The sequence below is a fragment of the Parapusillimonas sp. JC17 genome (assembly GCF_052180245.1).
Classification (GTDB): domain Bacteria; phylum Pseudomonadota; class Gammaproteobacteria; order Burkholderiales; family Burkholderiaceae_B; genus Parapusillimonas.
Map to the genome: position 1 here is coordinate 4567779 of NZ_CP197474.1, position 26262 is coordinate 4594040.

General features: G+C 62.3%; 22 protein-coding genes. 18 read left to right on the forward strand and 4 right to left on the reverse strand.

From position 1 onward, the window contains the following. Positions 1-24: 24 nt before the first annotated feature. The 4 genes from ACSBPU_RS21880 to ACSBPU_RS21895 all read right to left on the reverse strand — a co-directional run bounded on the left by ACSBPU_RS21880 (position 25) and on the right by ACSBPU_RS21895 (position 4926). On the reverse strand, positions 25-2589 hold the full coding sequence (locus ACSBPU_RS21880; RefSeq protein WP_442594188.1) for a cation:proton antiporter: 2565 nt from the start codon (positions 2587-2589) through the stop codon (positions 25-27). A gap of 242 nt (positions 2590-2831) precedes the next feature. After that, a complete protein-coding gene (gene rpoH, locus ACSBPU_RS21885) occupies positions 2832-3719 on the reverse strand; it encodes an RNA polymerase sigma factor RpoH (RefSeq protein ID WP_442594190.1) in 888 nt (295 codons plus the stop codon). 274 nt (positions 3720-3993) lie between these two features. Next, positions 3994-4317 (reverse strand): thioredoxin family protein, encoded by a 324-nt coding sequence (locus tag ACSBPU_RS21890; protein WP_442594192.1) that lies wholly within the window; start codon positions 4315-4317, stop codon positions 3994-3996. Positions 4318-4470: 153 nt separating this feature from the next. Then, complete coding sequence (locus ACSBPU_RS21895; RefSeq protein WP_442594194.1) at positions 4471-4926, reverse strand: MarR family winged helix-turn-helix transcriptional regulator; 456 nt, start codon at positions 4924-4926, stop codon at positions 4471-4473. A gap of 203 nt (positions 4927-5129) precedes the next feature. Between ACSBPU_RS21895 and ACSBPU_RS21900 the strand changes: the two genes are divergently transcribed. From ACSBPU_RS21900 to ACSBPU_RS21985, 18 genes are all read left to right on the forward strand, one after another. Next, positions 5130-7364 (forward strand): thiamine pyrophosphate-dependent enzyme, encoded by a 2235-nt coding sequence (locus ACSBPU_RS21900; protein WP_442594196.1) that lies wholly within the window; start codon positions 5130-5132, stop codon positions 7362-7364. Continuing rightward, positions 7361-8941 (forward strand): indolepyruvate oxidoreductase subunit beta family protein, encoded by a 1581-nt coding sequence (locus ACSBPU_RS21905; RefSeq protein WP_442594198.1) that lies wholly within the window; start codon positions 7361-7363, stop codon positions 8939-8941. The genes ACSBPU_RS21900 and ACSBPU_RS21905 overlap by 4 nt, the downstream gene beginning before the upstream one ends. Beyond that, complete coding sequence (locus ACSBPU_RS21910) at positions 8938-9915, forward strand: PDR/VanB family oxidoreductase (protein ID WP_442594200.1); 978 nt, start codon at positions 8938-8940, stop codon at positions 9913-9915. The genes ACSBPU_RS21905 and ACSBPU_RS21910 overlap by 4 nt, the downstream gene beginning before the upstream one ends. 16 nt (positions 9916-9931) lie before the next feature. Continuing rightward, the gene (locus tag ACSBPU_RS21915) at positions 9932-11254 is read left to right on the forward strand and encodes an aromatic ring-hydroxylating dioxygenase subunit alpha (RefSeq protein ID WP_442594202.1); all 1323 of its coding nucleotides are present in this window, start codon (positions 9932-9934) and stop codon (positions 11252-11254) included. After that, a complete protein-coding gene (locus tag ACSBPU_RS21920; RefSeq protein ID WP_442594204.1) occupies positions 11251-11745 on the forward strand; it encodes an aromatic-ring-hydroxylating dioxygenase subunit beta in 495 nt (164 codons plus the stop codon). Before ACSBPU_RS21915 ends, ACSBPU_RS21920 begins: the two co-directional genes overlap by 4 nt. Positions 11746-11758: 13 nt before the next feature. Beyond that, positions 11759-13390: an AMP-binding protein gene (locus ACSBPU_RS21925; RefSeq protein ID WP_442598481.1), complete on the forward strand. Its 1632-nt coding sequence runs from the start codon at positions 11759-11761 to the stop codon at positions 13388-13390. Next, positions 13387-14553, forward strand: coding sequence for a thiolase family protein (locus ACSBPU_RS21930; RefSeq protein WP_442594206.1), 1167 nt, complete (start codon positions 13387-13389; stop codon positions 14551-14553). Before ACSBPU_RS21925 ends, ACSBPU_RS21930 begins: the two co-directional genes overlap by 4 nt. Beyond that, entirely contained in the window at positions 14550-15797 is a 1248-nt protein-coding gene (locus tag ACSBPU_RS21935; RefSeq protein WP_442594208.1) for an SDR family NAD(P)-dependent oxidoreductase, read from the forward strand. Before ACSBPU_RS21930 ends, ACSBPU_RS21935 begins: the two co-directional genes overlap by 4 nt. 42 nt (positions 15798-15839) lie before the next feature. After that, positions 15840-16631 carry a cyclase family protein gene (locus ACSBPU_RS21940; protein WP_442594210.1) on the forward strand — a complete coding sequence of 264 codons (792 nt, stop codon included), beginning with the start codon at positions 15840-15842 and terminating at the stop codon, positions 16629-16631. A 10-nt stretch (positions 16632-16641) separates the two neighbouring features. Continuing rightward, entirely contained in the window at positions 16642-17373 is a 732-nt protein-coding gene (locus ACSBPU_RS21945; protein ID WP_442594212.1) for an SDR family oxidoreductase, read from the forward strand. A gap of 113 nt (positions 17374-17486) precedes the next feature. Beyond that, on the forward strand, positions 17487-18626 hold the full coding sequence (locus ACSBPU_RS21950) for an ABC transporter substrate-binding protein (RefSeq protein ID WP_442594214.1): 1140 nt from the start codon (positions 17487-17489) through the stop codon (positions 18624-18626). A gap of 386 nt (positions 18627-19012) precedes the next feature. Then, positions 19013-20185, forward strand: coding sequence for a branched-chain amino acid ABC transporter substrate-binding protein (locus ACSBPU_RS21955; RefSeq protein WP_442594216.1), 1173 nt, complete (start codon positions 19013-19015; stop codon positions 20183-20185). A gap of 31 nt (positions 20186-20216) precedes the next feature. Beyond that, positions 20217-21146 (forward strand): branched-chain amino acid ABC transporter permease, encoded by a 930-nt coding sequence (locus ACSBPU_RS21960; protein ID WP_442598483.1) that lies wholly within the window; start codon positions 20217-20219, stop codon positions 21144-21146. A gap of 12 nt (positions 21147-21158) precedes the next feature. Then, the gene (locus tag ACSBPU_RS21965; protein ID WP_442594218.1) at positions 21159-22316 is read left to right on the forward strand and encodes a branched-chain amino acid ABC transporter permease; all 1158 of its coding nucleotides are present in this window, start codon (positions 21159-21161) and stop codon (positions 22314-22316) included. Next, positions 22313-23098 (forward strand): ABC transporter ATP-binding protein, encoded by a 786-nt coding sequence (locus tag ACSBPU_RS21970; RefSeq protein ID WP_442594220.1) that lies wholly within the window; start codon positions 22313-22315, stop codon positions 23096-23098. The genes ACSBPU_RS21965 and ACSBPU_RS21970 overlap by 4 nt, the downstream gene beginning before the upstream one ends. Continuing rightward, entirely contained in the window at positions 23095-23805 is a 711-nt protein-coding gene (locus tag ACSBPU_RS21975; protein WP_442594222.1) for an ABC transporter ATP-binding protein, read from the forward strand. The genes ACSBPU_RS21970 and ACSBPU_RS21975 overlap by 4 nt, the downstream gene beginning before the upstream one ends. Before the next feature lie 21 nt (positions 23806-23826). Further along, a complete protein-coding gene (locus ACSBPU_RS21980) occupies positions 23827-24954 on the forward strand; it encodes a M20 family metallopeptidase (RefSeq protein ID WP_442594224.1) in 1128 nt (375 codons plus the stop codon). Then, entirely contained in the window at positions 24951-26258 is a 1308-nt protein-coding gene (locus tag ACSBPU_RS21985) for an amidase (protein ID WP_442594226.1), read from the forward strand. The genes ACSBPU_RS21980 and ACSBPU_RS21985 overlap by 4 nt, the downstream gene beginning before the upstream one ends. The last annotated feature ends 4 nt before the right edge of the window (positions 26259-26262 follow it).

Sequence of the window (26262 nt, forward strand, 5' to 3'; positions counted from 1 at the left end):
TGTTGCCACCTCGCCGCTGCCGGATCAGCCGCCGCCTGGAAGACCCTCTGGCCGCGGCCCCAGGCTCAGGTCCGGCAGGGGTTCATGCTGGCGCTCGCCCGTCTCGAATTCCCGCCATACCTGCAAGGCTCGGCGCCGCTGCGCCACCACGGTTTCGATTCTTTGCCTGAGCGCGGCATCGCGCTCCAGAAGCTTCTTGAAGTCGCCTTCATGCAGCATCAAGAGTCGGCTATAGCCTAGCGATCTGACATCGGCTTCGAATGCTTCACCGCCCATCAGGGCCATTTCGCCGAAAATCTCGCCGGTTCCCAGCTCCACGCTCGTGCCGTCGCGCAGCTTGATGTCGACCGCGCCCGAAGCCACGATATACATCGCCCGGCTGCGCCCGATCTGCATCTGTATGTGCTGGTTTGGTACGGCCAGACGCGGCTTCAGCACTTTGCAGATGGCCGCCCGCACTTCCGGCTCCAGATCCTCGAACATGGGTATCCGCTGGACGAGGTCGCTCGCGCTCATGGAGATATCCAATGCCGGCGGCTTCTTGACGTGGCTCCAGCGATGTTCGGCTTGCTTGATCAGGTCGGCGTACATCTCGCCAGTGATCAGGAATTGCGTCAGCATCTCGCGATAACGCAGGCGTTCAAGGGCGCGTGCCATGCGCCCAAGATAGGCCTCCTGGAGCCACTGGGCGAAGAGCGGATACTGCAACGCCATGGCCTGCAGCGCATTGTTCAGCAGCGCCAGCCGATGCCGGTGCGCTTCGATGATCACTTCGGTGGCGTCCCCGCCCAGAAGAGGCCGGATATCGGTTTCGGCAAATTTGATCAGTTCCTGGGCGACGGATCGCTTGGCCATCAGGTTGGTGAAGCGCTTTGCGAGCTCGGTCGCCAGCCAGCCCTGGAAGCCAAACAGGTAGTGAAGGCGCAGCGCCATGCGAAAGCCGAAGGAGTATCTGAGATCCGCGGCGATCGCCGCTTCGAATCCCTTCAAGCCGCCCGCTCGCACCGCATCGCTCATGCGTTCCGCCCGAGCCAGCAGGGATTCGGCGGCGCGCCAGTCGACGACCTGCGCCTTCAGCGTGTCGAAGAAGAGCTTTTCTTCGCGCGCCGCTATCGTCGCCAAGCCGATGGATACCTTCTGGTCCAGGGAGAGCTGCGCCAGCTCGCCGCCGTTCAAGCTCGCTTGCGTGGCATCGAAGACGGCCCGCACCCGCTCGCGCGCCTCGTCTCCGATATGCTCGTTGCGGGCGATATCCTTGGCTTGATCGCGCAAGTCGTCCAGCGCAACGATCACCGCCTGGTTGCGCACGCTGCGCTCGAAGGGAGTCAGCTCGTTCAGGCGCAAGCGGCGTATCAGCCAGCGCAGGCTGATGCCATTGAAGAACAGCGTCATCAGCACGAAGCCGGTGGTGGCCACCGCGATGAACTGGCGCGCTTCGTACGGCACGTTATGCTGCTCGGTCACCGCCAAGGCAAGTGCGAGCGACACCGCCCCCCGCAATCCGCCCCACCACATGACCACCCGATATGCGCGGCTGACTTTGGTGCCGAAGCGGGTCAGGCCCAGCAGCGGCAGAACGCCGAAGACCATAAGGGCGCGTGCCAACAGCGTCATGCCGAACAGCAGGACGATAAGCCCGACTTGCGTCCAGGTGATGTCGGTCATCATTCTGGGAATCAGCATGGCGGCAAATATGAAGATCAGGGAATTCGCCCAGAATCCGAACTGCGACCATGCGCCGGCCAATTGCTCGAACGTGGCCGGCGACATGCGGGTGCGGCCGGTGGAACCCACCACGAGACCGGCGATCACCGTCGCCACGACACCCGATACGCCCAGATAATGCTCCGACACATAAAAGGTCAGATAGGCAAGGGCAACGGTCAAGGTGATTTCGGCGGTCGGCCAGCCGCGCAGCCAGATGAACAGTCCGCTCGCCAAACGCCCCATCAGGAAGCCGGCGGCGCCGCCCCCAAGGAAACTGAAGGTAAAGCTGTAGAACACTTTGCCCGCCGATAGCTCACCGCCGCCATACATTACGGTGAGGAGCACGGAGTACAGGGCGATCGATGCCGCATCATTGAAGAGTGATTCGCCTTCGACCAGTGTCGTCAGCCGCTTGGGTGCTCCGACTTCTCGAAACACACCGATGACCGCGATGGGATCGGTCGTCGCGACGATGGCGCCCAGCATCAGGCAGACCGCCAAGCTGTAGCCGGATGCCGCTTCGAGGGAGAAACCCACGATCAGCGTGCAGACGATCACCGCCACAATGGCCATCATCAGTATCGGCCCGATGTCGTCGAGCAGCCGGCGCACATTAAGGGACAGCGCCGTCTCGAAGAGCAGGACGGGCAGGAAGATGAAAAGGAAAGCTTCGGAGGATATCTCGAAATGCTGCAATGAATCGAGAAAGTCGGACATCACCAGCGGCGCCCAACTATGGACGTGGATCACCAGACCAAGAAGGAAGCCGACAATGGCCAGCAAGACCGAATGGGGCAGGCGCAAACGGCCCGCTATGGGAGGCATGAAAGAAACCAGGGCCAGCAAGCCGGCCAGCCCGAAAACGACATGCCCGATTTGCATGGATCGCTATCCGCCAGAGCTACAGGTTTTTCAGGATAACGCTTTTTGAATAAAAAATGGGACACCTTTTGGTGTCCCATAAGCATCCGCTTCAAAAGGGAGGGGAAGAGGAGAAGCCGAAGCGGATGGGATCAACGGGCTTCGCATCACTGGGCAAAGGCGTCGATCATGCAGTTTAGTCACGCATAATACGAATAAGTTCTGTTCCTGCCCAATAAAGTTGAAACTCTTTATTTCAGCAATCAGTGGGTCAAGGCCAAGCGCAGCTTCTTGAACGCGGCGGCTTCGATCTGGCGGACTCTTTCGGCGGACACACCGAACTCGCCTGCCAACTCGTGCAGCGTGGCACCGCCGTCGTCTTGCAGCCAGCGGGCCTGAACGATGCGGCGCGAACGATCGTCCAGGCTTTCGAGAGCCTCGGCCAGACCTTCGCCTTGCAGCGTGTCGTACGCACGGCGTTCCAGCACCTGCGAGGGTTCTTGCTGTCCCTCGTCGGACAGGTAAGAGATCGGGGCAAAGCCGTTGTCGTCCTCTTCAGACGAGTTCTCCAGAGCCATTTCCCGCCCGGACAGGCGAACTTCCATTTCGCTGACGTCCTCGGGTCGCACGTTCAATTCGCGCGCAATGGTGTTGACCTGTTCGGTATCGAGCGTTTGGCCGTCGGGACGCATGCGGCGCAGATTGAAGAACAGCTTGCGCTGCGCCTTGGTCGTCGCTACTTTGACCAAGCGCCAGTTCCGGACGATGTACTCGTGAATTTCGGCCTTGATCCAGTGCACGGCAAACGAAACCAGCCGCACGCCGCGGTCGGGATCGAAACGCTTGACGGCCTTCATGAGACCGACATTGCCTTCCTGGATGAGATCGGCATGCGCGAGCCCATACCCCAGATACTGCCTGGAAATGGATACCACCAGACGAAGGTGGGAAGTAATGAGTTGCCTTGCGGCGTCGAGATCGGATTCATCGCGCAAACGCTTGCCCAACGCGGTTTCCTGCTCTTGCGTCAGCATGGGCAGGCGATTTACAGCACTGATGTAGGCCTCGATGGTGCCCAGGGCGCCAGGATTGGAAATGGCCAACGCCAACTGGTTGTTGGCCAAAGTCAGTGAATTTGAGCTTTGTGTCATCGGATTGGTGATCCTATCGATAAAACTACCTTGTTCAATATTAGCACTCTATGAAGGCGAGTGCTAATGGAAATTTTTTAGCTGAGCCCTTGAGGGACGGATACTTTTTGGACCGGAAAAGACCTGGAAAGTTCTTGATTTCTCAAGAGGTTAAGGGGTCAGACTCCGTTCGAGGTCTTACCCCGACAGCCACCGCGCTGGGGTCAGACCCCATTCGGGGTCCGACCCCGATGATCTTCGCGTTGGGGTCAGACCCCGTACGGGGTCTGACCCCTTAAACGATCGCCGCCAGCGCGGCCTCGATATCCTCCGCCTTGCCGGGCCGCACCAGCCGGGAAACCTCTTGCCCGTCTTTGAGAAACACCAGGGTAGGCCAAAGTTTGACGCGGAAGGACCGCCCCAAGGGGCGGCCGCTGCCGTCCTCCACCTTCAGATGCCCGACGCCGGGGTGTTGCGCGAAGGCGCGCTCGATCAGTGGCTGAGCGGCCTGGCAATATCCACACCAGGAGGTTCCAAATTCCAGCACCAGCGGTCCCGCCGTGGCGTCCACGACTTCCCGCAAGGGCTCTTTGCTTTCGTACTGCTGTGTCATCGCCATGCACGTACCTCTCTTCGATAAGGTCTTGGTAATTGGCCGGCAAACCGTATGCCCGGGAAGGGGGTCAGACCCCATACGGGGTCTGGCCCCAAAAACTCAAGTGTCGAATCCCTGAATGAGGTCAGACCCCATACGGGGTCTGACCCCAAAAACTCAGGGGTCGGACCCCGTATGGGGTCCGACCCCGACAATGGCGCGCAGCATTTCCACCAGCCGATCCGCATGGTCGGCTTCCAGGGCGGCCAGGACCTTCTGCTGGTGCGCCATGGCTTTGTCGCACAGTCCGCCGATGAGCTTTTCCCCTTTGGGGGTGATGCTGACCACCGTCTGCCGCCGGTCGGAGCGCGCGGTTTGCAGGCGAATATAGCCTTGCGCCTCGAGACCCGGCAGCACCTTGCTGATCGTGGGCTGCTTGGTGACCGCAAGTTGCGCCAGTACCCCGACGGTTTCGCCTTCGCCCCCGATCAGGCTGGCCAGCACCCGCCACTCGGTAACCGTCAGGCCCGCCTTCCGGACCTCGACATGAAACTCGGCGGAAATCCGGTGGCTCGCCTGAGCCAGCACCGAAGCCAGATAACGATGCACGAAACGTGGAGAATCCACCGACATGGAAGAACGCCTGTTGGTCATATAGGTAAGCGGAAATAGTAGCCGAAAACCCAAGAGCAGATCGTTCCGACCGTGTGGATAATGGTAATTACTCATACCCAAGCATCTGTTATATCACTTAAATTTCTCTTTTATATGAATTTTCATATTTATATTGACCAGCCTCAACTTGAAGCTTAAAGTATTTGGCGGGAGACAAGAAAATGGCAGAACGCTCATTCAAGAAAGAGGTGCAGCAACTGCGCATCGGCGCCGGGCAGGAATTCCGCGGCGAAGGGATACTGGCCGTCACCAAGGGGCTGCTGCAATCGGGCGTCGGATATGTGGCGGGTTATCAGGGCTCGCCCATTTCCCACCTCATGGATGTTCTGGCCGATGCCCAGGACATCATGGAAGAACTGGGCGTTCACTTCGAAGCCAGCGCCTCCGAAGCCACGGCCGCCGCCACCTTGGCCGCCTCGGTCATGTACCCCATCCGCGGCGCGGTCACCTGGAAATCCACGGTGGGCACCAATGTCGCTTCCGATGCGCTCGCAAACCTGGCATCGGGCGGCGTAACCGGCGGGGCTCTCATCGTCGTGGGCGAAGACTATGGCGAAGGCTCGTCCATCATGCAGGAACGCACCCACGCCTTCGCGATGAAATCACAGATCTGGCTGCTGGACCCACGCCCGAACCTGGAAAGCATGGTCAAGGCGGTGGAAGACGGCTTTCAGCTTTCCGAGGCCAGCAATACCCCTGTCATTCTTCAGTTGCGGATACGCAGCTGTCATGTGCACGGCCGCTTCATCGCAAAAGACAACCAGCGTCCGGCAATCAGCCTCGCGCAGGCACTGGAACAGCCCGTGCGCGACGTCAACCGGATCGTGCTGCCCCCCGCCTCCTTCCTGCATGAGCACGAGAAAGTGCGCGACCGATGGCCGGCCGCCGTCGATTTCATCAAGCAAAACCGTTTGAACGAACGGTTCGAAGGAGACGTCGAAGAATTCGGCCTGATCCTGCAAGGCGGACTGTACAACGGCGTGATCCGGGCCTTGCAACTGCTGGGCCTGGCCGACAGCTTCGGCAACAGCCGGCTGCCGCTATATGTCATGAACGTCACTTATCCGGTCGTCGACGATGAGGTCCTGGCTTTTTGCACCGGCAAGAAAGCCGTGCTGCTGTTCGAAGAGGGCCAGCCGGACTATATCGAGCAAAACCTGCATGCCATCCTTCGCAAGGCCGGCAGCGCCACCCGCCTGGCAGGCAAGAATCCCCTGCCCCTGGCCGGCGAATACACCACCGCCGTGATGCGGGACGGCCTGCAAGCCTTCCTGGAAGAGCATGCCCCCCAACTGCTGCCCGGACTGGAATTTCGAGCAGCCGGCGAAGCCGCGCGTCAGGCTCCGGCATCCGCCGGTTCCCGTCCCTTGCAAGAGCAAGTCGTTTCCTTTCAGCGCAAGGTGTCGCCTTCCGTCATCGATGCGCTCGGCAAGGTCGTGCCACCACGCCCCGCGGGATTCTGTACCGGCTGTCCGGAGCGCCCTGTTTTCTCGGCGCTGACTCTCGCACAAGAGAAACTCGGCCAGCATCACATAGCCTGCGACATCGGCTGCCACCTGTTTTCCATTCTCCCGCCTTTCAATCTCGGCGCGACCACCATGGGATACGGGCTGGGCGCCTCCAGCGCCGCCGCCTTCAACGTGCCGGCGGCCAAGCGGCCCATTTCCATCATGGGCGACGGAGGCTTCTGGCACAACGGCCTGGCGTCGGGGCTGGGCAACGCCGTGTTCAACAAGCACGACGGCGTGATCATCATCGTGGACAATTTCTATTCCGCCGCAACCGGCGGGCAGGACATTCTTTCGTCGAGGGCCGTCAACAAGAATCGTTCGACCAATAACCCGATCGAAAGAGCAGTCCGCGGAGTGGGCGTCAAATGGGTGCGGACGCTGGACCGCACTTATGACGTTGCCCGCGTGCAGGCCGCCATAGAGGAAGCGCTGACCACGCCCGAAAAAGGCCCCAAGGTCATCATCGCCCAATCGGAATGCATGCTGAACAAGCAGCGCCGCATCAAGCCTCTGTTCAAGCAGGCAGTCAAGAGCGGGCAACGCGTGGTGAAGCAGCGCTTCGGGGTGGACCCCGACGTCTGTACCGGAGATCACGCCTGTATCCGCTTGTCGGGCTGCCCATCGCTCAGTGTGAAGGACAGCGGCGACCCTCTCAAGGAAGACCCGGTCGCGCACGTGGACAACAGTTGCGTGGGCTGCGGCAATTGCGGCGAAGTGTCCCATGCCGCAGTGCTGTGCCCTTCGTTCTACCGGGCCGACATCGTCCATAACCCCAACCGCTGGGACAAATGGACTGCGGGCATGCGGCAGCGGCTGATCGGTTTCCTGCAAGCCCGCCGCGCGGCGCAACTCCAACGGCAGGCTCTGCAGGAAGCTTCCCAATGACCCCGGCCGCACTCCACGAGGGCACACCGCTCAAGCTCGCCATCCTGGCCATGGGAGGACAGGGCGGCGGCGTGCTGGCCGACTGGATCGTCGACATGGCGGAACACGCCGGGTGGTGGGCGCAGACCACATCTGTACCCGGCGTCGCCCAGCGCACCGGAGCAACCATTTATTACCTGGAAATGATTCCGGAAACCGTGGTGTCGTCGGCCGGGCGAGCCCCGGTGCTGGCCATGATGCCAACGCCCGGCGATGTAGACATCGTCGTTGCCGCGGAACTGATGGAAGGCGGGCGCGCCATCCAGCGCGGGCTTGTCACGCCAGACCGCACGGTGCTGATCGCCTCATCGCATCGCAGCTACGCCATCGCCGAGAAGGCTGCGCGCGGCAACGGCATTGCAGATCCGGACACCGTCATCTCCGCGGGACGGCAGGCTGCCCGCGCATTCCATTGCGTCGATCTGCAAGCGCTGGCGGACCAGGCCGGCAGCGTCATCAGCGCCAGCCTTTTCGGCGCGCTGGCCGGCAGCGGCGCCCTGCCTTTTACTCGCGACGAATACGAAGCCACCATCAGCCGCGGCGGAGTAGGCGTCGAAGCCAGCCTGCATGCCTTCGGGCTGGGTTTCGATGCGGCCACGCATGCCCCGCAGGCATTCGCCTCGCCGGATCGTGCCCCCGACCAGGCAGGCATCCCGTCGGCATCGGGAAATCCGGATACCCAGGCGCTGCTTGACGAGATCAGGCGGTTTCCGGTCCAGGCGCAGCAAATGCTCCTGGCCGGCACGCAACGCGCCCTGGAGTTTCAGGATCTGTCCTACGCCAAGGAATATCTTGCTCACATGCGCGACATCCACGGCTTGGACGCCCAATTCGGGGGCCCGCAGCGCGACTGGGCGCTGACCACGGCCGCCGCCCGCTATGTGGCGGTCGCCATGGCATACGACGACGTGATCCGCGTTGCGGACCTGAAAACCCGCCAGTCGCGCGAAGCGCGGGTACGGTCCGAGACAGGCGTGGCGACTGGCCAGATTCTCCATACGACGGAATACATGCATCCCCGGCTGGACGAGATTTGCGGCACCCTGCCGGCGGCATGGGGACGCGCCATAGAACGTTCCCCGCGCGCCGCGCGCATGCTGCAGCCGCTTTTCCGCAAAGGCCGTTTCGTGCGCAGCAGCGGCCTGGGCGGCTTCCTGCTGCTGTACGGTCTTGCGGGCATGCGCCGCTTTCGCCGCGGGACATTGCGCCATGCGCATGAACGAGCCAGCCTCTCGCAATGGCTGAAGCTGATTTCCGACACAGCCCATCACGATTACGACCTGGCTGTCGAGGTGGTCAACATCCGCCGCCTGGTAAAGGGCTATAGCGATACCCATCAGCGCGGCACCGGCAAATACCAAAGATTGAGCCTGGCGGCCAGCCAGCTGCTGGGCAGGACCGACGCCGCCACACAACTGAGGGCGCTGCGCGAAGCCGCCCTTGCCGATGACCACGGCAACGAGCTGGACCGGATGCTGGACGGCATGTTCGGCCGGCCGGCTCCAATCCCCGAGACAGAACCGAGAGACGCATCGTGACGACGCTGGCACTTTCCATTACCGACATACAGGCCGAAACTCCGCTCATCAAGACCTTCCTGCTGGCATCCGGCAATGGCCGGCCCCTTCCCGCGTTCACGCCGGGCGCCCACCTGAAGATCAGCATCCCGGGCCAGAAGGATCCCAGGTGCTATTCGCTGATCAGCCTGGATGTCGACGCGGACGAGTTCGGAGAGCCCAGGCATTACCGGCTCGGCGTGAGGCTCGAAGATCCGGGCACCGGCGGTTCGCTATACATGCATGGCCTGCGGATAGGCGATGTGTTGCAGGCCGAAGGGCCTTTCAATGATTTCCCCCTGCACGCGCCATCCTCCGGCGACGCCGAAACCGTGCTGATCGCGGGTGGCATAGGCATTACGCCCATCGCCGCCATGGCAACCGCCCTGAAGCGCGCGGGCAGGCCTTTCAGCCTGCACTACTATGGCCGCAGCCCTGCGCAAATGGCTTTTTTGCCGCCGCTGGCGGCTCTGCACGGAGCGGCCTTGCAGGTGCATGCCGATGACGACCCGGCCACAGCCCGGCCATTGACGGAATTGCTCGACCAGGCAGACCGTGGCCAGCACATCTATGTATGCGGCCCGAAGGGAATGATCGATGCCGTGCGCGCAAAGACGCTGGAGCTGGGCTGGCCGGAATCCCATGTGCATTTTGAATTGTTCGTGAATGCCAGCCCGCAGTTCGGCGACCGCGCTTTTGAAGTGGAGCTCAGGCAAAGCGGCCGCATTCTTCAGATACCGGCCGACAAGACCATCCTGGAAGTCCTGGAGGAAGCCGGCTGCGACCCGCTTTACGACTGCAGGCGCGGCGAATGCGGAGTCTGCCAGGTGGATGTCCTGGAAGGCACGCCCGACCACCGCGACTATTACTTATCCGACGCTGAACGCAAGGAAGGCAAGGTCATGCAGATATGCATTTCGCGCAGCCATTCCGACCGCCTCGTGCTCGACCTTTGACCGACAGGAATCCGCCATGAGCTATCGCAACAATCCCGCCGCGGTGTCCGCGCTTGTGCGACCCACGGAAGTACACAAGGATCTATTCATCAACGAAGAGATCTTCGAACTTGAGATGGAGCATCTGTTCGCCAACACCTGGGTGTATGTCGGCCATGCCAGCCAGGTGCCGAATCCGGGCGATTTCTACACCACCACGGTCGGAAACCAGCCCGTGGTCATGGTGCGCCACACGGACAAGACCGTCCGTGTGCTGCACAACCGCTGCCCCCACAAGGGTGTCATGGTGGCCGGCGACGTATGCGGCAATACCGGCAAGTTCTTCCGCTGTCCCTATCACGCATGGACTTTCAAGACAGACGGACAACTGCTGTCCATCCCGCTCAAGAAGGGCTATGACGCCGAACAGCTCAAGAGCTGCGAGGCCAGCGGTGGCATGGCGGCGGTCGAGCATGTCAAAGACTATCGCGGATTCATCTTTTGCCGCCTGAACCCGGAAGGCCAATCATTCGAGGACTTCTTCGGCGAATCGCTGTCGACCATCGACAACATGGTCGACCGCTCGCCCCAGGGTCAATTGGAGGTAGCGGGCGGCGTATTGCGCTACCTGCACGACTGCAACTGGAAAATGCTGGTGGACAACCAGACGGACACCTGTCACCCCATGGTGGCGCATGAATCATCGGCCGGCACCGCGGTGCGGGTCTGGGAAGAAGCGCCTGAAGGCACGCCCAAGCCCATGGCGGTCGAACAATTCGCCCCCTTCATTTCCCCATACGAGTTCTTCGAGGGCATGGGCATCCGGGTGTGGGAGAACGGGCACGGGCATACGGGCGTCAGCAATTCCATCCATGCCGCCTACTCTTCCGTGCCAGGCTACCTGGAAGCCATGGAAGAAGCCTATGGCAAGGAACGGGCCCATGCCATTTTGGGGGATACGCGCCATAACACCTGCTATTTCCCGAACATCATGGTCAAGGGCCCCATCCAGACGCTGCGCGTCTTCAAGCCCTTGGCGGCGGACAAGACACTGGTCGAATCCTGGACCTTCCGGCTCGTGGGCGCACCCGACAAACTGCTGGAGCGCACCTTGATGTACAACCGCCTGATCAATGCCCCGACCTCGGTCGTGGGCCACGATGACCATGAAGTCTACGAACGCTCTCAGCACGGCTTGCACAGCCGCGGACGCGACTGGGTCAATGTCGGCCGGCTGTACGAACCCGGCGAGGAAAACCGGAAGAACACCATCGTCAATGGCACCAGCGAAGCGCAGATGCGCAATCAATACAATGCCTGGGCCAACTATATGACCGCCAGCATGAAGGAATCGGCATGAGCGAGATGACGCCCCAAACCCTGATCGACTTCGTCTATGGCGAAGCGCGCATGCTGGACGAACAGCGCTTTGACGAATGGCTGGATCTCTTCGCTGAAGACGGCCATTACTGGATGCCGCTCAGCCATGGCCAGACCGACCCCTTGCTGCAAGGTTCGCTGATGTATGAAGACAAGCTGCTGCTGCGCGTGCGCGTCGAGCGTCTTGCCGGGCAGCGCACCTACTCGCAGCAGCCCAGAAGCCGTTCCCACCACCTGCTGCAACAACCTACCATCGAGCCGGACCACCCCTGGCACGAGCCGGAGGCGGGAAGATACGCCATCCGCGCCGCCTTTCTTTATACGGAGACCCGCCGCGATCAACAAACCCACTATGCGGGGTGGTCGACATTCCAGCTGCTGGCGCAGGAAGGCGTGCTGCGTATCCACCAGAAGCGCGTGGACCTGGTCAACTGCGACTCGGCATTGCGCAGCCTCCAGCTGTTCATATGAAAGGGGCGTGAAGGTGTCCGATACGGTTTATCTTGCTTTCACCGACTCGGCCCGACGTTGGCCGGAGCATCCTTTTCTGTGCGTGGTTCCCGAGACCGCCGACAGCTATGGCATCGAGGCCGGCGAGCTGAGCTACAGCCAGGCACAAGTCCGGATCGAGCGGCTGAAGGACGGCTATCATGCGTCCGGCTATGGGCATGGCCACCGCGTCGGCCTGCTGCTCGAGAACCGGCCGGACTTCATCCTGCACTGGTTCGCGCTGAATGCTCTGGGCGTATCGGTGGTTCCGATCAACGCCGAACTGCGGGCGGCCGAACTCGAATACCTGATCGGCCATTCCGAGATTCTCCTGGCGATCTCCCTGCCCGAACGGCATGCCGGGCTGGCCCAGGCGGCACGCGCCGCGGATCGACCCCTTGCTCTGATGGGGCCGGGCGATGCCCCGCCGGCTGCCATCGCCCAAGCGCCTCTCGGCCAGGCCGGCATCGGCGCCGCCACGGAATGCGCCCTGCTCTATACCTCCGGCACCACGGGCCGCCCCAAGGGCTGCATACTGCCCAATGAATATTTTCTTCAGGCGGGCAGGTGGTATCGCGACATCGGCGGGCTGGCCCAGCTGCGTGCCGGCCACGAGCGGATGCTCACTCCCTTGCCGCTGGTGCACATGAACGCCATGGCCTATTCCCTCATGGCCATGGTCTGCACAGGCGGATGCCTGATCGCAATCGACCGCTTCCATCCCAGGACCTGGTGGGAAACCGTCCGTGCCTGCCGGGCCACGGTCATCCATTACCTTGGCGTCATGCCCGCCATCCTCATGAAAGCGCCTCCTTCGCCCGAAGACACGTCGCATCAGGTCCGCTTCGGATTCGGCGCCGGCATAGAGCGCTCGCTGCACGCGCCTTTTGAAACGCGCTTCGGTTTCCCGCTGCTGGAGGCCTGGGCCATGACCGAAACGGGTGCCGGCGCCGTCATCATTGCCAATCGCGAACCCCGGCACATCGGCAGCAGCTGTTTCGGCAAGGCGGAAGCGGAAGTCCAGGTAAGGCTGGTCAACGACAACGGCCAGGACGCGGACATCGATGAAAACGGAGAACTGCTCGTCCGGCATGCCGGCGATCGGCCGCGCTTCGGCTTCTTCGCGGGCTATCTGAAGGACGATGCCGCCACGCAGGAAGCCTGGAAGGACGGGTGGTTCCATACGGGCGACATCGTCAGGCGCGATGCGGAAGGCTATCTGCGTTTCGTGGACCGCAAGAAGAACGTAATACGCCGCAGCGGCGAAAACATCGCCGCCGTGGAAGTGGAAAGCGTGCTGCTGCAGCATCCCGCGATCAAGACCGTTGCGGTCGCCGCCGTGCCGGACGAGCTGCGTGGCGATGAGGTCATGGCCTGCATCGTCTGCCACGAACCGCCGGCGCCCACGGCCGTCGACGCCCTGGCACGCGAGATCGTCGCCTGGGCCTTGACGCAGCTTGCTTACTACAAGGTGCCTGGCTATGTCGCCTTCCTGGACTCCCTGCCCTTGACCGCCACCAACAAGATCCAGCGCGGCGAGTTGAAAACCCTGGCCGCCGGCCTGCCCGGCAGCGCACGGTGCACCGATACGCGGGCCATGAAGAAGCGCCAGGAGCCGGTGACATGAAGCGGCTGTCGTACGACGGCGTGGTCGCCGCCGCGCCCATCACCGTGCCTTATGTGCGCTACTCCGTTGAAAGCGCCCATTGGTGGCTGGGCCGGGCGCTGCGCGGGCTGGTGCAAAGCGCGGGCATCGAAAAGCACGACATCGACGGCATGTGCGTGTCCAGCTTCACGCTGGCGCCCGACACGGCAGTCGGCCTGACACAGCATCTGGGCATGTCGCCGCGCTGGCTGGATCACATTCCCATGGGCGGCGCAAGCGGCGTGATCGGCCTGCGCCGCGCCGCGCGGGCGGTCCAGGCAGGCGACGCCGGAATCGTCGCCTGCCTGGCCGGGGACACCAACCATGTGGACTCCTTCCGCCACACCGTCAGCCAGTTTTCCCGCTTCGCCCAGGACGGCGTCTACCCATATGGCGCGGGCGGCCCCAACGCCAGCTTCGCCCTGCTTACCCGTCACTACATGCGTACCACCGGCGCCACGCGCGAAGACTTCGGCAGGCTGTGCGTGGCGCAGCGCGAGAATGCCTTGCGCAATCCCCATGCGCTCATGAAGAAGCCGCTGAGCCTGGAACAATATCTGGCCGCCCGCGAGATCACCGCCCCCATTCATTTGTTCGATTGCGTCATGCCCTGCGCCGGCGCCGACGCCTTCCTGGTCATGCGCGAGGACCGCGCGCTTGAACTGGATCTGCCCTATGTGCGCATCCTGTCCACCATAGAGCGGCACAATGCCTGGCCGGAGGACCCGATTCAGGTCCGCGGCGGCTGGACCATGGACCTTGAAGAATTCTACGAACATGCCCAAGTGGCGCCGCAGGACGTCGATTTCATGCAGGCCTACGATGACTATCCCGTCATCAACATGATGCAGCTCGAAGACCTGGGCTTCTGCGAGAAAGGGCAGGCGCCCGATTTCGTCCGCCGGCACAGCTTCACGTTCGATGGCAGTTTTCCCTTCAATACCAGCGGCGGCCAGCTTTCTGCCGGACAGGCCGGCGCCGCCGGCGGCTACCTGGGCATGGTCGAGGCGCTGCGCCAGCTCACGGATCAGGCCAACGCCCAAGTCCGCGACGCGCGCGTCGGCCTGGTCAGCGGGTTCGGCATGATCAACTACGACCGCGGCCTGTGCACCGCCGCCGCGCTGCTGGCCAGGAGCGATACATGACCCAGCCCTTGACCCGCCCTCCAAAGAAGGACCCGGTCGCCCGGACCCGGCAGCCGACCCGGCCGCCCGCCGCAAGAAGCCGGCGCGCACTGGGCCTGACCGCCGCGGCCGCGGCCGGGCGCTTCGAGCTCCAGGTCTGCAAGGAATGCGGCACCGTGCAGTATCCTCCGCGCGAGGTCTGCGTCCATTGCCTTTCCGAGCAATTGCCGTGGCAGGCCGTGAACCCGCAAGGCCGCCTGTTGGCGGTTACCACCCTGCATCACAGCAACGATCTGTATTTTCGCGAGCGGCTGCCCTGGCGCATCGGCACGGTCCAGATGCACGCGGGGCCGTCCGTTGTCGCGCACGTGCACGGCGACTGCCGGGAAGGCGCTGCCGTCCGGCTGGCGCTGAAGCTCGACCGCAGCGGACAAGCCGTCATGATCGCCCTACCCACCGAGGCAAGCCCCAATATGGAAGATGACAAGACCTTGCGGGAAACGTCCTGCGATCCCAAGTTCCGGCGTGTGCTGGTCACCGACGGCAAGTCCGCCGTCGGCCAGGCCGTCATCCGGGCCCTGCTGGATGCGGGCGCCGCTTCGATTTTTGCGGGGGACCCGGAAGCCTGGAGGACATCCAGCGCCTTCGAGGCCTTGTGCGCGGATGGCCGCGTTCAACGGCAAGACCTGAATATCACCGACTCGGACTCGGTGGAACGGGTGTCGCGCTCGATCGGCGGCAAAGTCGACATACTGATCAATACCGCAAGCTACGAACGCGACGGGGGCGTGCTGCGCAATCGCGACATGAACAAGGCGCGCGATGCGCTGGATATCCATTGCCTGGGGCTCATGCGCCTGGCGCAGCACTTCGGTCCGGGCATGGCCGCACGCGCCGCCGATGGCGTCAACAGCGCGGTGGCGTGGGTGAACATGCTGTCGATCTACGCTCACATGAATTTGCCCGCGCGCGGCATCTGGTCGGCCTCCCAGGCGGCCGCGCTGTCGGTGGCGCAATGCCTGCGCAATGAGTTTCTTCAATCGGGCGTGCGCGTCGTCAATGTGTTTTCAGGCCCCATCGACCACGAATGGGAACAGCTCACGCCCCCGCCTCGCGTCAACCCGCAAGCCCTGGCGCAGGCAGCCGTGCGTGCGCTGCGGGAAGGCACCGAGGACGTGTATGTAGGCGATATCGCGCAGGAGCTCCTGGCGCGTATGCGCGACAACCCCAAAGGCCTGGAAAGAGAACTGGGCGCGCCGTCCTGAACCACTGCGCCGAACAGACGAACACATTCCACAGGAGACATCATGGCCACTTCGGCACTATCCCTTTTCATGGCGGAGCTCGTGTCGGGCAAGATCCGCATGGTCGACCTGACCGAAACCCTGACTCCCGAATTCCCGACCATTGTCCTGCCTCCCGAATTCGGGCAAGCCTGGCCCTTCCGTATCGAAGAGATTTCCCGCTATGACGAGCGCGGTCCCGCCTGGTACTGGAACAATTTTTCCATGTCGGAACACACCGGGACCCATTTCGACGCCCCCGTGCACTGGGTCAGCGGCAAGGACCTTCCCGACAACACCGTGGATACCATTCCCTTGTCCGCCTTCATCGCCGAGGCCTGCGTCATCGATTGCTCGGCCGAGTCCGCGAAGAATCCCGATTTCCTGCTTACCATCGACGTGGTCCGGCAATGGGAAGCCACCCACGGAAAGATCCCGCCCAGATCCTGGGTATTCATGCGCACGGACTGGTCCAAGCGCGAAAAGCCCGCCGAATACCTGAATATGCGCGAAGACGGCGCGCATTCGCCCGGTCCGGACGCCGAGGTCGTGCCCTGGCTGGTCAAGGAGCGCGACGTCCATGGCTTCGGGACGGAATCCGTAGGGACCGACACCGGTCAGGCCCAGCACCTGGATCCCCCGTTCCCCTGCCATTACTTCATGCATGGCAACAACCGCTATGGCCTGCAGTGCATGACCAACCTGGATCAGCTGCCGCCCACAGGCGCCGTGGTCTTTGCGGCTCCCCTGAAAATACGCCGGGGATCGGGCAGCCCCCTGCGCGTTATCGCCCTGGCGCCGTCCCAGGCGGCATAAGGACACAACCATGAGCGATCCAACACATACCGCGGTCGTGACCGGTGGAAGCGCCGGCATCGGCGCGGAGATCTGCCACCACATGCTGGATGCCGGCTACCAGGTGGTTTCCATGGCGAGGCGCGCGCCGGACTTCAGCCATCCGCGCCTGAGCCACGTGCTGGTCGATCTGCTCGACGCCGAGGCCACCGCCCAGGCTTCGAAGGAAATCGCGGCCGAGCACCCCGTGAGCCACATCGTTCACAACGCCGGTGTGATCCGGCCCGACCTGCTGCCCGATGTCAGGCTGGAAGACCTGCAGGGCCTCACCCAGATACACCTCGGGTCCGCCATCTCGCTGGTCCAGGCGGCGCTGCCGGGCATGGAAGCGCGCGGCTTCGGGCGCATCGTGCTGATGTCTTCGCGCGGAGCCCTGGGCCTGCCCACCCGTACCGCATACTCGGCGACCAAGGCAGGCATGATAGGCATGGCGCGCACCTGGTCCCTGGAGCTTGCCGCCAAAGGCATCACGGTCAATGTGGTCGCGCCCGGCCCCATCCAGACAGACATGTTCCATGACGTGATTCCGGCCGGCAGCGAACGGGAGCGCAACATCGCCCGCGGGATACCGGTCCAGCGCATCGGCCGGCCAGACGACGTGGCACGCGCCGTCATGTTCTTTTCCGACCCGGCAAACAGCTTCGTGACGGGCCAGACCCTGTATGTATGCGGGGGCGCTAGCGTGAGCTCCATCAGTATCTAGGGGCTGTCAACGCTAAAAGGCAGGCGGCGCCGGCCCTAGAAATCATCTTTACAAGCTTCGACGCTACCCTTATATTTAGTTGAAACATCAAATATTATGAAGGAGACACACCCATGCTATTAAAAATGCTCGCCGTTTCCGCAGCCATGCTGGCCGCCGGCGTCGTCCATGCGCAAGTCAAGGTCGGCGTCGTGACCTCGTCCACCGGCCCTACCGCCCTGATCGGCATTCCCCAGAAGAACACGGTGGCGCTTCTGCCCAAGAAAATCGGCGATCTGACCGTCGAATACATTTCGCTCGACGATGCCAGCGATCCCACCCAATCGGTCACCTCCTTCAAGAAGCTCATTACCGAGCAAAAGGTCGACGCGCTGATCGGGCCCTCGGGTTCGCCCAATGCCATGGGTGTCATCCAGTTCGCCGCCGAGTCGGGCACGCCCATGCTGGCGCCCGTCGGCACCGCCGCGGTGGTGCTGCCCATGACACCCGAAAAGAAATGGGTTTTCAAGACCACGCAGAACGACGACATCATCGCCAAGGCGCTGGTCAGCCACATGGCAAGCTCCAACATCAAGACCGCGGCCTTCATCGGGCTGAACGACGCCTACGGCGAAAACTGGCTGAAGGTGTTCTCGGACCTGGCCAAACAGAACAACATCAAGATCGTGGCGGTCGAGCGCTATCAACGCTCGGACAGCTCGGTCACCGGCCAGGCGCTCAAGGTGCTCTCCGCCAAGCCCGACGCCGTCCTGGTCGCAGGCACCGGATCAGCCGCCGTGCTGCCGCAGGCGACGCTGGCCAAGCAGGGCTACAAGGGCAAGTTCTACCAGACGCATGGCGCGGCGCTGCCGGCCTTCCTTAGCCTGGGCGGCAAAGAGGTCGAAGGCACCATCCTGGCGGCCAGCCTGATGCTGGTACTGCCGGAAATCGATGACGGCAATCCTTCCAAGAAGGTCGCCGTCGACTATATCGACCAGTATCAGAAGCGCTTCGGAGAAAAGCCCGCCACCTTTGGCGCCAACGTCTATGATGCGGGCCTGCTGCTGGAACAAGCCATCCCGGTGGCTGCCAAGACCGCGCAGCCAGGCACGAAAGAGTTCCGCAGCGCGCTGCGCGACGCCCTGGAAAAAACGCGCGAGCTGGTGGCCACGCAAGGCGTCTACAACATGAGCCCGGAAGACCACAGCGGCTTCGACGACCGCGGCCGCGAGCTCATCACCGTTCAGAATGGCGCCTGGAAACTGGTCAAGTAGCTATGCGGGGTCAGACCCCGTACGGGGTCTGACCCGTGGCTTGAGAATGGCGCCTGGAAGCTGGCCAAGTAGCTATCGGGGTCAGACCCAGTATGGGGTCTGACCCCTGGCTTGGAGGTCTGCCTTCGGCGGGCGCTCAAACTAGTATTTACCCCAGTATCGCCGTTGTGTTGCAGCATTCAAGATAGAGCCAGAAAACAGTCGTCGCCTGCCACGGGCCATTCCTGCCCACATGCGGAACGCCATAAGCGTATAAAAAAAACCGTACCGCGCAGCGACCCGACATTGCGAACAACGCAATCACTCATCACAACCATCAGATGGCGTTCCCAGGATGCCGGTGCAATCATGCACGGCATCCTTGCGTCATTCGTCAAGGAGAGGCAATGAGACAGGCTTTGTTCTTACGTACCTTCGCCGCAGTCGCGCTGACGTCCGGCTTGCTGCTGGCACCGTCCGTCCAGGCCAAGGACACGGTGAAAATCACCTTCATCGGCCCGCTGACCGGCGGCTCTTCGGCCATCGGGCTGGGCGGGCGAAACTCCGCCGACCTGGCGGTCAAGCAACGCAATAGCGACCCGCAGTCCAAGTACAACTACGAACTCGTCGTGCTGGACGACGAATGCAAGCCGAACGTCGGCGTCCAGGTCGCCACCAAGGCGGCGTCCGACAAGTCCATCATTGCCGGAGTGACCAATTATTGCTCGGCCGTCGCCATCAGCGCCATCGACGTCTACAGTCGATTTGGCTTGCCCATCGTGGTCTGGGGCGCGGTGCTGCCTGAAATCACCTATGGCCGCAAGCTCAAGGAAGTGCACCGCATCAACGGCACCATGATCAACCAGAATCAGGTTGCCGCCGAGTTCATGGCGAAGCAAGGCTACAAGAAGTGGGCCGTCATCCACGACACCACCGACTACGGCAAGGGACATAACAAATACTTTTCCGAGTCCCTGAAGAAGCATGGCGGCGAAATCGTCGGCACCTTCGGGGTCATGTCCGACCAGCAGGACTTCACCGCCGAACTCACCAGAATCAAGGAACTCAACCCTGAAGTCGTGTTCTTCGGGGGCCTGACGCCGCTGGGCATACGCATCCGCTCGCAAATGGACAAACTGGGCATCGCCGCCCAGCTGCAAGGCACCTCGGGCATCAAGTCCGATGCTTACATCGAAGGCCTGGGCAAAGACCTGGCGGAAGGCTCGCTGGCCTTCCTGGAAGGCGCGCCGCTCGAAAAGCTCCCCCATGGCAAAGAGTTCTCCGACGCCTACCAGAAGCAAGGCTATTCGCAGCCGCCCGATGCCTATGGCCCCTTCGCATACGCCGCCACCGACCTCATCATCGATGCCATCGAAAAAGTAGGCCCCAATCGCAAGAAAGTGCTGGCCGAGCTCGAAGAAACCGCCGATGCCGACACGATCATCGGCAAGGTCACTTTCGACGATCACGGGCAGAACATCGTGCCGCTGGTGTCCACCTATGTCGCGCAGGACGGCAAGTGGGTGATCTGGGAAGACAGCGAATACGCGGCAGGCAAGCGCAAGCTGAAGGGACGCTGAAGAATCACCGCTTGGAGAAGTACACATGAGCATGGAAGTGTTTAGCCAGTATCTTGTGAATGGACTCATGCTGGGCATGATCTACGCAATGGTGGCTGTGGGCTTTACCCTTTTCTTCGGCGTCATGGACGTCATCCAGTTCGCGCACGGCGATGTCCTGATGCTGGGTGCGTTCACGGCGCTGGTCACGTATCTGGGGCTGGACGCCATTGGCGTCGTGAACCCATGGATCCAGATATTGATCATGCTGGCCATCTCGATGCTGGTCATTGCGGTGGTTGGCGCCCTGGTGGCGAAATACCTCGTCTTGCCGCTCAAGGACGCCCCGCCGCTGAACACTTTGCTGGTCACGCTCATGCTCGGCCTGGTCGTACGCGAACTGGTGCGCCTGTTCTACCCCGACGGCTCCAACTCCAAGCCCTTCCCCCGTTTGCTGCCCGAACAAGAGCTCCACCTGGGCGCCTTTTCCATACGGGCGGACAGCGCCATCCTTCTCGCAACAGGCTTGGCAACCATCGTCGCGCTGCACTATGTCATCACCCGCACCAAGCTGGGGCTGGCCATCCGCGCAGTCGCCCAGGACGGCGAGACAGCCCGCGTCATGGGCATCAACTTCCATTGGATCGTGCTCCTTACCTTCGGCCTGGGCTCGGCGATGGCGGCGGTCGGCGGTGTCATGAACGGGCTGTACTACAGCGAAATCAACTTCGGCATCGGGCTGCTGCTGGGCATCATCGGCTTCTCCGCGGCCATCCTGGGCGGGCTGACGAACGTGTATGGCGCCATTCTGGGCGGCTTTCTCTTCGCCGCGCTGCAAACTGTGGGCGCCGTCATGCTTCCCATGCTGGGGCAAGGCATACCCAGCGCATACAAGGATGTCTTCGCATTTGCGGTCGTCATCATCCTTCTGGCCTGGAAACCTTCCGGCCTGATAGCAGAACGCGTCAGCGAACGAGTTTAGGGCCTATTAACCATGCTTCATACACTGAAAGGGTCCCGAGCCCTGCTTCTTGTCAGCCTGGCCATCGTGTTCATTTTTGCGTGGAGCATGCTGCACGCGGAAACCGAACAAGAGGTCGGCCTCATGATCGGCGTGAGCGTCGTATTGGTCCTGGCGGCGCGCTGGCTGCGCGTAACGCCGCCCTTGGTCACGGCTAACAATGCCTATCCCCGCGCCCTGGGCGTCGGCTGCGTCGTCGGCACCTTGTTGCTGGTCGCCGCCTTTTTCGACAATCACTTCGCCCTGCTGCTGATCTGCACGGTATTGCTGTATTCCATTGCCGGATTCGGTCTGAACATCCAGTTCGGGTATTGCGGCGTCCTCAATTTCGCGGGCGCCGCCTTCTTCGGCATCGGCAGCTACACGGCCGCTGTGCTGGCCGAGCACACCGGAACCCCGCATTTGCTGATTCTGTTCATAGGCGGCGTCTTCGCCGCCCTCATCGGCTCATTGCTTATCTTGCCGGTGCTTCGCACGCGCGGGCACTACGCCGCCTTGGTCACCATCGCGTTCGGCGTCCTGTTCAAGACCTTTCTCGAAGTCAATGACGTGCTGGGCGGGCCGCAAGGCTTGCGGATACCGCGCATGAACATCTTCGGCTGGGAACTCAACGAAAACATCACCATCGGCGAAACCGAGATCTCGTTCTATGCCAACTATGCGGTGCTCAGCCTGATCCTTTGCGTGCTGGCATTCGTGCTGGTGCGCAGGCTTGAACGTTCCTGGATCGGCGTCTCGATGGACGTCGTACGCACCGATGAAATCGCCGCTTCCGTTTTCGGCATACCCATCGCGCGCATGAAGATCATTGCCTTCACCCTGGGAAATTTCCTGGTGGGCATCGCCGGCGCGGTGTATGGGCTGCTGACCAGCTACGTTGCGCCCAATAACTTCACTTTCGCCGACTCGCTCATTCTGGTTTCCATGGTGCTTCTGGGCGGGATCGGCAACCCATGGGGCATTTTGCCGGCGGCCGCCATCATCCTCATCTTGCCCGAGAAGCTGCAGTTCATCCAAGAATATCGCTTCCTGCTGTACGGGATACTGGTCATCGCCATATTGCTGTTCCGTCCCGCCGGCCTGCTTCCACGCTCCATCCGGAGCTATTTTCCTGGGCAAAGCAAAGCATGAGCACGCCGCTACTTACCGCATGCGACCTGACCGTCCGCTTCGGCGGCCTGACCGCACTCGATGCGCTGAACCTGACCGTCTATGAAGGCGAGGTCATGGGCCTGCTGGGCCCCAACGGATCCGGAAAGACGACTTTCTTCAATGTGGTCACCGGGCTCTATACGGCGGCATCCGGCCGGATCATGCTGGGCAGCGAGGACATCAGCACGAAGTCGCCGCAGGAAGTGTATGGCCATGGTGTCACGCGCACCTTCCAGCGATCCAGGCTTTCGCTGTCGCTGACCGTGTTCGATAACATGGTCATCGGGAACTACCAGCACTTGAACACGGGGCTGATGTTCAATATTTTCCGCCGCGCGCAGTTAAGGAAACAGTACGACGAAATGGTCGACAAGGCACTCACGCTGCTGCGGACCTTCAATCCGGGCCTGCCCGACAAGCTCTTCCAGCCGACCTCGGCGCTCACCATGATCGACCGCCGGCGTGTCGAAATCTGCCGCGCCTTGCTGAACAGCCCCCGCTTGCTGCTGCTCGACGAACCGTCAGCAGGCATGACCCATGATGAAACCACCGAGCTCATGGACGACATCCTGCAGGTCCGCCAACTGCTGAAGCCGTTCACCATTGTCATCATCGAACACGAAATGAATGTGATTCAACGCATCACCGACCGCTGCGCCGTCCTCAATTTCGGCCGGAAGATCGCGGAAGGCAGCTACGAGGAAATCGTGGCCGACCGCGAGGTGCAAATCGCCTACCTGGGCCAGGAGCAAGAATCATGACGGCGCATCTCAAGGTCACCGAGATCGCAACGGCGTATGACCGTATCGACGTCCTGCACGGCGTCTCGCTCGAGGCGATACAAGGAAAGATCACCTGCATACTGGGCTCGAACGGCTCGGGCAAGTCGACCCTCATCCGCTCCATCCTCGGCCTGACACCGCCCAATCGCGGGCAGATCGAGTTCGAGGGCGTTTCATTGCTGGGCCTGCCCACGCATAAGATCGTCAGCCGGGGCATCGCCTGCATTCCGGAAGGCCGCAAGGTGTTCCCCAAGCTGACCGTCGAAGAAAACCTGCGCGTCGGCGCGTATCAGTTGTCGGACGAAGCCGAACTCAAACGGCGCGCGGCCGATGTCTACGAGATCTTTCCCCGGCTGCTGGAGCGCCGCGCCCAACTGGCGGGCACCATGTCCGGCGGCGAACAGGCCATGCTGTCGATCGGCCGGGGCCTGATGGCCAATCCGAAAATGCTGATCCTGGACGAGCCTTCGCTCGGCCTGTCGCCGCTCTTCGTCAAAGAGAACTTCCGGGTAATCAGCGAAATCAATAAACGCGGCATGACCATACTTCTGGTAGAACAGAACGCCCGCCAGACGCTGTCCATTTCCGACTACGGCTACGTGCTTTCGCAGGGACGTCTGGTGGCGCAAGGCACCGCCCAGGAACTCACTGAAAACACGGAAGTCCGCGCCGCCTACTTTGGCTAGGGCCGTCAACGGAGATTCACAATGCGCTCGCCCATCGACCCCGTCGCCCTCACGCAAACCCTGGTGCGCATGAACACCATCAATACGCCGGGGCACGAGGACCAATGCACCAACCACCTTGAACAGCTGTTGACGCAAGCAGGCTTCACATGCCGCCAGGTCGAGTTCGCCCCGCGCCGCAACAGCCTCGTTGCGCGTATCGGCCGCCAGCACCACAAGCTTCCGCTGGCCTTCACAGGGCACGTCGACGTCGTGCCGCTGGGTGCCGCAGCCTGGACCCATGATCCCTTCGCCGCGGAAATCGTCGACGGCAAGATGTACGGGCGCGGGACAGCCGACATGAAAAGCGGCGTTGCTGCGTTCACGGCCGCCGCCATCGACATGGCCGACCAAATCAAGGACACGGCAGGGCTGACGCTGGTCATTACCGCCGGAGAAGAAACCGGCTGCGAAGGTGCCGCCCATTTGATCAACGAACCTGAAATCCGCGACCTGATGGGCAGTGCGGGCGCCCTGATCGTGGCCGAACCCACGTCCAACGAGCCGCTGCTCGGTCACAAGGGCGCCCTGTGGCTGAAGATCCGGGCCAAGGGCGTCACCGCCCACGGCTCGATGCCTGAACGCGGCGACAACGCCATCTACAAGATTGCCGCCGCGGCGCTTGCCTTGCAGAACCTCGATTTCCAGCAGGCTCCCCATCCCCTCATGGGCAAACCCACGCTGAACGTCGGCGTAATCAATGGCGGCATCAACGTCAATTCGGTGCCCGATGCGGCCGAGATTCTCGTCGACATACGCAGCGTGGCCGGCCAGCGGCACGCCGACATCCTGAAGCACGTGCGCAAGGTGGTCGGCACCGATCTTGAAATCGAAACGCTCATCGACCTGGAAAGCGTCTACACCGAGCCCTCGGACCAGTGGGCCGGCGAAGTCGCGGCATCCTGCCCGCATGGGCCGACCTCGCGCATCGTTTCCTACTTTACCGATGCGGCGGTGTTGCGCGCCCCGCTGGGCAACCCGCCGACCTTGGTCTTGGGGCCCGGCGATTCGCACATGGCCCACCAGACCGACGAGTTCTGCCCTGTGCATCGCATCACCGAGGCCCGGGACATCTATGCCAAGGCCATACACAGCTGGTGCCTGTCATGAGCCAAGCAAACAGGACGGCGCCGGGCAGTTCGCCCGAGCGGCTGGGGGCCATGCAGGCGGCACGCCTGCTTGCCAGCAGGGAAATCACCGCCGAACAACTGACTCGCGCCTGCCTTGATCGCATCCAGGCCCGCGAACCAATCATAAAGGCCTGGACCTGCGTGCAAGCCGACGCAGCCATCGAGCGCGCACGCCAACTGGACCGCGGACCCATACAAGGCCTGCTGCACGGCCTGACGCTGGGCGTCAAAGACTTGTTCGATACGGCCGACCTGCCGGCCACCTATGGTTCACCCATTTATCACGGCCACCGCCCCAAGTCCGACGCCGCCAGCGTAGCGCTGTGCCGCCAGGCCGGGGCGGTTATCCTGGGGAAAACCGTCAGCACGGAGTTCGCCACCTTTCAGCCGGGCCCGACGCGCAACCCGGTGAATCCCGATCACACACCGGGCGGCTCATCCAGCGGCTCGGCGGCCGCCGTTGCCGACTACATGAGCCATCTGGCCTTCGGCACGCAAACGGCCGGCTCCATCGTCCGTCCCGCCGCTTTCTGCGGAATCGTAGGGTACAAGCCCAGTTTCAACCACGTGACGCGAGCCGGCATCAAAAGCCTCAGCGAATCCCTGGATACCGTTGGAGCCCTGGCGCGCAGCGTGGAAGACGTGGCACTGCTTGTCGCCGCACTCACCCATGATCGAAGGCTGCTGGATCTGGACTGGCAAGGAACCGCCCGTATCGGCCTTTGCCGTACGCCCTGGTGGGACGCGGCGGATCCCGATGCCCAGGCCGCCCTTGAATCGGCCGGCATCGCGCTTTCGCGGGCGGGGGCCACGGTTTCCGATGCCTCGCTGCCCGGTTCCTTTGCCGGCCTGGTAGACATCCAGCAGGAAATCATGGCATTCGAGGCGTTCCAGGCGCTGAGCCACGAACGGCTTACCGCCGCCGAACAAATCAGCCCGTCGCTCACCGCCTTGCTTCAGCGCGGCGAGTCCATCACATTTCAAAGACATCAGGAAAACCTGGCGAACGCCGAGCTTGCCAGGCGGGACATGGACGTGGCCTTCAATGACTACGACCTGTTGTTGACGCCCGGCGCCGCAGGCGAGGCGCCCCGTTTCGAGGTCAGCACCGGCGACCCGCTATTTTGCCGAAGCTGGACCTTATTGGGCTTGCCCTGCGTGCAACTGCCGGTGACCACCGGCGCCACCGGGTTGCCCGTAGGGGTGCAACTGGTGGGCCGCTATGCCGCCGACCCCGCGCTGCTGCGGATTGCTCGCTGGGCCGAAGGACGGCTGGCAGCCTAGCCAG

Excerpts from the sequence above, each read along its gene's own strand:
- ACSBPU_RS21985 (WP_442594226.1), top strand. The coding sequence starts at position 24,951 with ATGAGCCAAGCAAACAGGACGGCGCCGGGCAGTTCGCCCGAGCGGCTG.
- ACSBPU_RS21915 (WP_442594202.1), top strand. The coding sequence starts at position 9,932 with ATGAGCTATCGCAACAATCCCGCCGCGGTGTCCGCGCTTGTGCGACCC.
- ACSBPU_RS21955 (WP_442594216.1), top strand. The coding sequence starts at position 19,013 with ATGAGACAGGCTTTGTTCTTACGTACCTTCGCCGCAGTCGCGCTGACG.
- ACSBPU_RS21960 (WP_442598483.1), top strand. The coding sequence starts at position 20,217 with ATGGAAGTGTTTAGCCAGTATCTTGTGAATGGACTCATGCTGGGCATG.
- ACSBPU_RS21930 (WP_442594206.1), top strand. The coding sequence starts at position 13,387 with ATGAAGCGGCTGTCGTACGACGGCGTGGTCGCCGCCGCGCCCATCACC.
- ACSBPU_RS21935 (WP_442594208.1), top strand. The coding sequence starts at position 14,550 with ATGACCCAGCCCTTGACCCGCCCTCCAAAGAAGGACCCGGTCGCCCGG.
- ACSBPU_RS21975 (WP_442594222.1), top strand. The coding sequence starts at position 23,095 with ATGACGGCGCATCTCAAGGTCACCGAGATCGCAACGGCGTATGACCGT.
- ACSBPU_RS21965 (WP_442594218.1), top strand. The coding sequence starts at position 21,159 with ATGCTTCATACACTGAAAGGGTCCCGAGCCCTGCTTCTTGTCAGCCTG.
- ACSBPU_RS21980 (WP_442594224.1), top strand. The coding sequence starts at position 23,827 with ATGCGCTCGCCCATCGACCCCGTCGCCCTCACGCAAACCCTGGTGCGC.
- ACSBPU_RS21945 (WP_442594212.1), top strand. The coding sequence starts at position 16,642 with ATGAGCGATCCAACACATACCGCGGTCGTGACCGGTGGAAGCGCCGGC.
- ACSBPU_RS21890 (WP_442594192.1), bottom strand. The coding sequence starts at position 4,317 with ATGGCGATGACACAGCAGTACGAAAGCAAAGAGCCCTTGCGGGAAGTC.
- ACSBPU_RS21920 (WP_442594204.1), top strand. The coding sequence starts at position 11,251 with ATGAGCGAGATGACGCCCCAAACCCTGATCGACTTCGTCTATGGCGAA.
- rpoH (WP_442594190.1), bottom strand. The coding sequence starts at position 3,719 with ATGACACAAAGCTCAAATTCACTGACTTTGGCCAACAACCAGTTGGCG.
- ACSBPU_RS21905 (WP_442594198.1), top strand. The coding sequence starts at position 7,361 with ATGACCCCGGCCGCACTCCACGAGGGCACACCGCTCAAGCTCGCCATC.
- ACSBPU_RS21880 (WP_442594188.1), bottom strand. The coding sequence starts at position 2,589 with ATGCAAATCGGGCATGTCGTTTTCGGGCTGGCCGGCTTGCTGGCCCTG.
- ACSBPU_RS21970 (WP_442594220.1), top strand. The coding sequence starts at position 22,313 with ATGAGCACGCCGCTACTTACCGCATGCGACCTGACCGTCCGCTTCGGC.
- ACSBPU_RS21900 (WP_442594196.1), top strand. The coding sequence starts at position 5,130 with ATGGCAGAACGCTCATTCAAGAAAGAGGTGCAGCAACTGCGCATCGGC.
- ACSBPU_RS21950 (WP_442594214.1), top strand. The coding sequence starts at position 17,487 with ATGCTATTAAAAATGCTCGCCGTTTCCGCAGCCATGCTGGCCGCCGGC.
- ACSBPU_RS21940 (WP_442594210.1), top strand. The coding sequence starts at position 15,840 with ATGGCCACTTCGGCACTATCCCTTTTCATGGCGGAGCTCGTGTCGGGC.
- ACSBPU_RS21895 (WP_442594194.1), bottom strand. The coding sequence starts at position 4,926 with ATGTCGGTGGATTCTCCACGTTTCGTGCATCGTTATCTGGCTTCGGTG.